This window comes from Gemmatimonas sp., assembly GCF_041689975.1.
In the GTDB taxonomy this organism is placed as follows: domain Bacteria; phylum Gemmatimonadota; class Gemmatimonadetes; order Gemmatimonadales; family Gemmatimonadaceae; genus Gemmatimonas.
In genome coordinates, this window is sequence record NZ_JBDNFF010000186.1 from 1 (window position 1) to 6,048 (window position 6,048).

General features: G+C 57.3%; 5 protein-coding genes. 2 read left to right on the forward strand and 3 right to left on the reverse strand.

Features of this window, described 5'->3' with window-relative positions:
* Positions 1-707: glycosyltransferase (locus ACESNG_RS11965; RefSeq protein ID WP_373069133.1), on the forward strand; the 707-nt coding region annotated here is incomplete at its 5' end.
* A gap of 265 nt (positions 708-972) precedes the next feature.
* Complete coding sequence (locus ACESNG_RS11970; protein WP_373064762.1) at positions 973-2,862, forward strand: ABC transporter ATP-binding protein; 1,890 nt, start codon at positions 973-975, stop codon at positions 2,860-2,862.
* 265 nt (positions 2,863-3,127) lie between these two features.
* On the opposite strand, the gene ACESNG_RS11975 is transcribed toward ACESNG_RS11970, so the two are convergent.
* The 3 genes from ACESNG_RS11975 to ACESNG_RS11985 form a co-directional block, all read right to left on the reverse strand.
* Complete coding sequence (locus tag ACESNG_RS11975; RefSeq protein ID WP_373069135.1) at positions 3,128-4,111, reverse strand: glycosyltransferase family 2 protein; 984 nt, start codon at positions 4,109-4,111, stop codon at positions 3,128-3,130.
* A 196-nt stretch (positions 4,112-4,307) separates the two neighbouring features.
* Positions 4,308-5,264, reverse strand: coding sequence for a glycosyltransferase family 2 protein (locus tag ACESNG_RS11980; RefSeq protein ID WP_373069137.1), 957 nt, complete (start codon positions 5,262-5,264; stop codon positions 4,308-4,310).
* 80 nt (positions 5,265-5,344) lie between these two features.
* The gene (locus ACESNG_RS11985) at positions 5,345-6,043 is read right to left on the reverse strand and encodes a citrate/2-methylcitrate synthase (protein WP_373069139.1); all 699 of its coding nucleotides are present in this window, start codon (positions 6,041-6,043) and stop codon (positions 5,345-5,347) included.
* Positions 6,044-6,048: the final 5 nt, after the last annotated feature.

Here is a 6,048-nt window from a genome sequence, read left to right on the forward strand (position 1 = left end):
ACGGCACCGTGCTCACCAACTCTGAGTTCAGCCGTGACTACACAGCACGCTGGTGGGGTCTGGATGCCACGGTCATCTATGCTCCCGCGGAAACACGAATCGAGGCGGAAGGCCCAAAGCAGAACAAGATTCTCAGCGTCGGTCGCTTTACCAGCGGAGGCACGAAAAAACGTCAGCTGGGGATGATGTCCGCTTATTCTCAGCTAAATCTAGAGCGGTGGAAGTACGTCAGTGTTGGCGGGCTAAACACGTCGTTGGAGGACCGGACGTATTTCGAAATGGTCCGACAGGCTGCGATGAACGCGAGAGCTGAGGTCATTGCGAACGCCGATCACCATCTGCTCCGATCTCATTATACCAGTGCTTCGATCTTTTGGCATGCTGCTGGTTTCGGTGAAACAGACTACAACCCTCGACTTATGGAGCACTTCGGGATAGTGACAGTAGAGGCGATGGCTGCTGGTTGTGTACCGGTGGTCATCGATCGCGGCGGCCAGCCGGAAATCGTCCAACATGGGGTAAACGGCTTTCTTTGGCGGACCATGGATGAGTTGAAGACGATTACCCGACACCTGGCCAGCAACCCCGACGTGTTGTCCACCATGTCCCAAGCAGCACGCAGGAGAGCTGATCACTTTAGCCGTGATGCCTTTCGCCGTCGCCTGCTTGCAGCGCTGGAGGGAGCGGGACTTCCGAAGTCCGCCTAAGTGGACATTCGAGGGGGATTGGCAGACTTCGGAACACACTTGGTAGCGGACAACTTGAGCGACCGTGGAGCTATCGGTTTCCGCACTGAGGTCGATTAGTCTTTACATAGTAGAGCAATATATCTACCGCGCGTTCAAGTCTTGCTGAAGGCAGTGTTTAGCTGCCTCCGCGAGCGACTGGTATCGCTCAAGAGGCTGACAGAGCCTAGCAGCCTCGCCGGGCCACTTTGGTCATTCCCAGTTCTCCTGTGATCAGATAACAACCATGCGAAATCTCCGGCTGAGCAGCGAACAAGCCGAAACGCAAAGCCTGCTGCGCTGCCTTGCCGACCTGTTCCCTCATGGTGAGCGTTGGCGCCTGACGGTGGTGTTCATTGCATCAGTCGCGGTGGCACTCTTCGAAACCATCGGCGTAGCCTCGATTCTTCCCTTCATGGCCGTACTGATGGATCCATCATCCATCGATCGTTACGCCATCGTTCGACGTTTGGTGGAGTCGGTTGGAGCGACGTCCCCGACAGAAAAGGTGTTCGTGCTCGGAGCGCTTGTGGGAGCTGCGCTATTTGTTAGTAGTGCGGCATCCGTTTTTGCGCTTTGGATTCAGCAAAAGCAGGCGGCACGAACGCAGTCACGGCTTACAGTGACCCTCTTCGATGCTTTTCTGCATCAGCCGTACGAATTTCACGTGATGAACGATGCATCGTTTCTGCAGAATCTTCTGTACCACGACGTGTCGGCAGTTGGTCGTCTCACGAGCGCGGCGTTGCAATTCACTTCGAGGGTTAGCGTCGTGCTCGCCCTCATAATGCTTTTACTTTTCCAAAGCCCTTCAGTGGCGCTCACGGCAATGTTGGTAATCGGTGGTAGTTATTTCGTCATTTACCGCATGATTCGGGGAAAGCAATCCAGCATCGGCCACCGAGTCTCGCGGGCGCAGGATGAAAGGCATCGGGCCGCACAGGAAGGATTGGCTGGTGTGAAAGAACTTCAGGTTCTGGGACGAGAGGCGCAGGCGGTCACGCGCTTCGACACTCATGCTTCGGTGATCGCCGACGCTAACGCCAAGAGCATGGTGCTCGGCGCAGCGCCTCGGTTTCTCCTGGAGCCCATCGCTTTCGGCGGCATTCTCGCCGTAGCGCTCTACCTGTTCGTGGAGTCGGGGAGCACCGCAGCAACTGTCATCCCCACGCTCGCACTATACGCGTTTGTGGGGTATCGACTGCTCCCCGCCGCCCAGCAGATATATGCATCGATCATGGAGGCGCGTTTTGCCGAGCCGGCGGTGCGTAAGCTGCACTTGGTTTACGTGGCTGTTCTTAAGACCGATGTGCGGAAGAACGCGAACGGCATTGAGCCGTCACGATCCACACTCAAGGGCGACCTACTTGAGCTGTCCGAGGTTGGATTCACCTACGCAAACTCTGCCCGACCCGCGTTATCCGAGATCACGCTCACCATTGAACACGGTGAGAGCATCGGACTTGTCGGCCGCTCTGGTTCCGGCAAGACAACGCTGGCAGATATTCTGCTCGGGCTTTGCGTTCCGCAACAGGGAGACGTGTTCACTCCGGTTGGGCGCTTGTCAAATGCGACCGTTCGCGACTGGCGTAAGTTGGTGGGATATGTGCCGCAGAGCGTCTTCTTGACGAACGCTTCGGTTCGCGAGAACATAGCTTTGGGACTGCCGCTGGAGGAGATCGATAATGTCGCAGTGTACGAGGCGGCGCGGCTTGCTCAGGCAACAGAGTTCATCGAATCGCTGCCCAATGGTTTCGATACGGTAGTGGGAGAGCGGGGGGTGGCATTGTCAGGCGGCCAGCGTCAGCGTATCGGCATCGCGCGGGCGCTCTTCGTGAACCCGGAACTGCTGGTGTTCGACGAAGCGACGAGCGCCCTCGATGGCGTCACTGAAGCCGCGGTCATGAACGCGATTCACTCGCTTCGTGGAACACGCACCGTCGTGATCATTGCGCATCGCCTTCAAACAATTAAAGCGTGTGATCGACTGCTCGTGCTGAGCGAGGGTCGTCTTGTTTTCGACGGATCGGTTGCTGCTGCTGGCCGAGATTCTTTACACTTCCGCCAGCTGTTGACGGCATATGAATCGTCAGATGTGGATTCCGAAGACGTGAAGCTCAACCGCGTCGCTTCTTGAGTGAATCAAATTTCTCAACACGATTCTAGATCGGTCGTTTGTAGTGCGCGCGATGGCGAAGGTAACGAAGTCCATAAAGCGGATGGGGCTTGCTTGATCGCGAGTCGACGCTCTCGACCTTGCGTGGACAACGACTTTCCCGGTCGCTCCGCCGCGTCGTTGTCTTTCGTCCTTCTCCTGTTATCACAAAGCTGCGAGTCAACCACAAACGGCGGAGGATCACACCGACAGGCAAGCCGGCATTGAGCAGCAGCGACTTCTGGCGTCAAGGAACCTTCCCGAAGGTCGTACTCGAGCCTCCCGTCAACGTCCGGACAATGGCACGTGCCGAGGATCGTACCGCGTCCCACACACGCGCCGCATGTAACATTCGAGCGCGGCGCCGCCAACGCTGGCGAAGTGCGCGAGCGTCCGCCACATCGGGAACGCGCTCTAGATGGAATGCCAGCTGTCTCTCGTCCCGTGCCCACCACGCGCACATCAGGTGCGACTGCGATACCCGAATCATCAGAGCCTCAACCAGTCGGAAGCGGTCTAGATCGCCACTTGCTTGCGTCGCCGACAGGAATCGAGCGCGTGACGCATACTTCATCTCCCAGTAAGCGAAGAGCTTGCCGCCACCGCCGGACCCACCGCTGATCTGTGAGTCGTGCTGACGCCAGTTAGCCGTGATCTCGTGGGTACACACGAACCGGTGTACGGCGGACAACCGCAACCAAATGTCGTAGTCCGCGCCCACGCGCATCGACTCGTCGTAACCGCCAACATTCCGAAGTGCTTCGAGAAAAACGACGACCGAAATGTGTGGCACCACGCATCGATGCAGGCACGCTTCTAGGGCGTCGCACGGTGACCCGGCGGGCAAGCACTCAGCCCATATTCCGCTCCGGTCACCGAACTCGCGCACCAGCGAGAAAGCTAATGAAGCATCCGGGTGCTGCTCGAGCAAGCCGACCACGGTCGCGAGATGATGCGGTTCCCAAAAATCGTCGGCGTCCAGCCAGGCAACCACATCACCTCGCGCCTCGCGTATTCCGAGATTGCGCGCCGCACCTCCGCCTCCGTTCACCGCAGTCCGTAGCACCCGCACGCCCATCCGTTCCGCAATATCGCCGGACCCGTCGGTCGAGCAGTCGTCAATCACGATGATCTCGTCGGGCGGACGGGTCTGCTGCTGCGTCGACGCGATTGCTTCTTCGATGAACTGCGCCGCGTTGTAGCAGGGGATCATTGCGGTGACCGTTGTCACGCGCTTCGGTGTTATAGATGTCATGGGCCGCATTGGATGCATTGCAGCCTGCGTACGCGCTTGGCATGGATCGATGTCACAGGATGCTCCCGTACCTTGTGATGGTGCTGGAACCTTCTAGCGTCACGAGCAAGCGCCGTGGACGACACAACTCGTTGAGCTGTTGCACTACAGACAGGGACTCAGTTCGCCGCCTCTACGCCATCTCCCCCTGCGGCAAAGGATACGTTCGGCCACGCAGACGACCAGCAAACTCGCGCAGGTGAAGCTCTGAAGAAAACGCTTGCGATCGTTTGATTCCTGAGGCGACTCTTGGAGTCAGAAGAGTGACAAGGTGACCTGCCGTCGATCGCCAGATCCATCGCTCGACACCGAAGAATGAGCGCTTCGTTGAGCGGCCTGTCAAGCGACTGTACACAGTCAGAGACGCGCCGTGATCAAAGGCCCAACGTCGAAAATACTCCTGTGTGAGACGTTCGGGGGGGACATGATGCCAAACTTTCATGCTCGGGACAAAAAAGCCACGGCACCCATGTTCCAGAAGCCGATCAAAGAGATCGCGGTCCTCACACGACATCAGGCTTTGCTGGCCCGTACGCCCTAACAGCGGATTGTAACAGCCGATCCGTAAAAAAAGCTCACGCCGGATCACCCCGTTGCCACCGGTGAAAAATGCGTTTCCTTCAGACGTGAATTGGACAACTTCCTCTGGTCCAGAAATGTCTCCTAAAACACCCGGCCAATCGGACGGCAGCCAATCTGGGAGTATGCCTGTAAAGTCAGGGACGCATGCACCACCAAGGTAGTCTGCGGCCGTCGTCTGAAGGGCTTCGGCGACGGCTTCGATCCATTCCGGAAAAAGCTCCTCGTCATCGTCGATGAATCCCACATACTCAGCTTCTGAGGACTTTACACCTGCGTTGATTGCCGCTGACCGTCCCGCACGAGCTTCATGGAGGTAGGTAACACACAGGTGCGACGAAGCAGAGAATTCTCTGACAATTGATTCGGTTTGATCTTGAGAGTTATTATCCACGACGATAACCCGCAGGAAAATGCCACTTGGACATCTTGCTCTGCGAATACTTTCCAGTGTGCGAAGCAGCATGTGCGCACGCTTGAAGGTCGGAATGACAATATCGATCGTTTGCATAGGGACCCGTTCGTTTTTCAGCTAGACGTCTGCGTGCGCCGCAGAATCTGTGAGCAGCAGTTGAAGTTCAGAGACACTACTCAATTCCGAATGCTATTCTTCCGCGCCGGTGGAAACTTCTCGCCGAGCTGGTCTGTGTACTGCCGCTCAACCTCGCCGATGTAAATCTGACGAGGACGCGCGATCTTCTGCTCCTTGTCTAAAATCATCTCCTCCCACTGCACCATCCAGCCCGACACACGCGCCACGGCGAAAAGCACCGTGAAGAAGTCGGTCGGGAACGCCATGGAGCGATAGATCAGCACAGTATAGAAGTCCACGTTCGGGTACAGCTTGCGCGCGATGAAATAGTCATCGGAATCACGCGCCTGCGGATAGAAGCTGGACAGCGCGGCAGTCGCGCTGCACAACATCGACATCGGGTGCGCATCGTATCGGAACCCTTCCAGAAACTTCCGGATGTTTTCGTGTACGTACGTGTGGTACGTGATGTCGTGCACCCACGTGACGTACTGCGGCTGATCGGGCAACTCGCCATGACGCAACAGGTAGGCTACTTCCAACAACGTTGCCTTCTTCGCGAGCTGTTCGATGGGGTATCCGCGATAGCGGACGATGCCCTTGTCACCATCGATGAACGTGATCGCGCTACGGCACGACGCCATGTTCATGAAAGCCGGATCGTAGCTCAGCATGCCGAACTCGCCCGCATCGCGCTTCACCGCGCGCAGATCCACGGCCCGAATGTGTGTGTCGCCTTCAGGACCTTCGGTTCGGATGTTGG

Excerpts from the sequence above, each read along its gene's own strand:
- ACESNG_RS11980 (WP_373069137.1), bottom strand. The coding sequence starts at position 5,264 with ATGCAAACGATCGATATTGTCATTCCGACCTTCAAGCGTGCGCACATG.
- ACESNG_RS11970 (WP_373064762.1), top strand. The coding sequence starts at position 973 with ATGCGAAATCTCCGGCTGAGCAGCGAACAAGCCGAAACGCAAAGCCTG.